This is a genomic window from Frankia sp. CeCAU1, from assembly GCF_977971845.1.
The window spans coordinates 1-1,312 of sequence record NZ_CDWWXA010000194.1 but is presented as its reverse complement, the minus strand read 5'-3'; the positions used below and the strand labels follow the sequence as shown (position 1 = coordinate 1,312).

Below are 1,312 nucleotides of genomic sequence, written 5' to 3'. Positions count from 1 at the left end.
CGGCCGGGGAGCCGGGGGCATGGCCGGCGGGACTACTCGCATCTGCGGACCCGGGAGGAGATCCATGAGGTGCCCGAGGTCGACCGTGCCTGCCCCGGGTGCGGGGTGGCGTTCACGCCGTTGGGGACCGACGACAGCGAACAGGTCGACTGGCAGGTCGTGATCACCCGGATCGTGCATCGGCGGCGACGGTATCGGCGGTGCTGCACATGTCCGGGGCCGCGGACGGTGACCGTACCGGTGCCACCCACACCGGTTCCCAAGGGCCGGTTCACCGCGGGGTTCCTCGCCCGACTTCGCTACGAGAAGTATGTCCTGGGCCTGCCGTTGCACCGGATCGCCCGGGCGCTGGCCGCCGACGGGCTTGAGGTCGCCGAGGGCACCCTGTGCGGGGCGTTGAAGGACGTGCATGGCCTGCTCGGCGGGCTCGACGAGCAGATCGTGGCGCGTAACGCCGCCGCCGGCCATGTCCACGCGGACGAGACGGCGTGGCGGGTGTTCGAGCGGGTCGAGGGCAAGGACGGGACCCGCTGGTGGCTGTGGGTGTTCGTCGCCGCCGACACGGTGGTGTTCCGGATGGACCCGACCCGCTCGGCTGCGCCGGTCGAGAAGCACTTCGGGATCGACCGGGCCGCCGGGGCGCTGTCCGACGGGCGTCGCCTCGTCGTCCCGTCGGACTTCTACACCGTCTACCAGTCCCTGGGCCGTATCGACGGGGTCGACCCGCTCTGGTGCTGGGCACACATCCGCCGGTACTTCATCCGGGCCGGGGACGCCCCCCTCCAACTGCGGTACTGGGCCGACCAGTGGGTCGCCCGGATCGGGATGCTCTACCTCGCTCACCGCGCCCTCGCCGCCGAGCAGCCCACAACCAGCGGGTACCGCGAGGCCGCCGGCGCGTTCGAGGCCGCGCTGAGGGCGATCGACACGGCGCGGCACACGGAGGCGGCGATCCACAGCCTGCACCCGGCGGCGAAGAAGGTCCTGGCGACCCTGGACCGGGAATGGGACGGGCTGGCCCGCCACCGACACCTCCCCAACCTGGATCTTGATAACAATGCTGCCGAGAGGGCGCTGCGGACCCCGGTAGTCGGGCGGAAGAACTACTACGGCGCGCACGCCGAGTGGGCCGCGCACCTCGCCGCCCGGGTCTGGACCATCGTCGCCACCGCCGAGCGCAACGGCCGTGAACCCCTCGCGTTCCTGACCGGCTACCTGAACGCCTGCGCCACAGCCGGCGGGAAAGCCCCCGCCGGCTGTGGCGCAGGCGTTCAGGTAGCCGGTCAGGAACGCGAGGGGTTCACGGCCGTTG

General features: G+C 72.0%; 1 protein-coding gene. It reads left to right on the top strand.

Features of this window, described 5'->3' with window-relative positions; all coding sequences use genetic code 11:
* Positions 1-42: 42 nt before the first annotated feature.
* Positions 43-1,312, top strand: a 1,270-nt coding sequence (gene tnpC, locus AC08OO_RS21735) for an IS66 family transposase (protein WP_476618991.1), incomplete at its 3' end; no start/stop codon positions are given.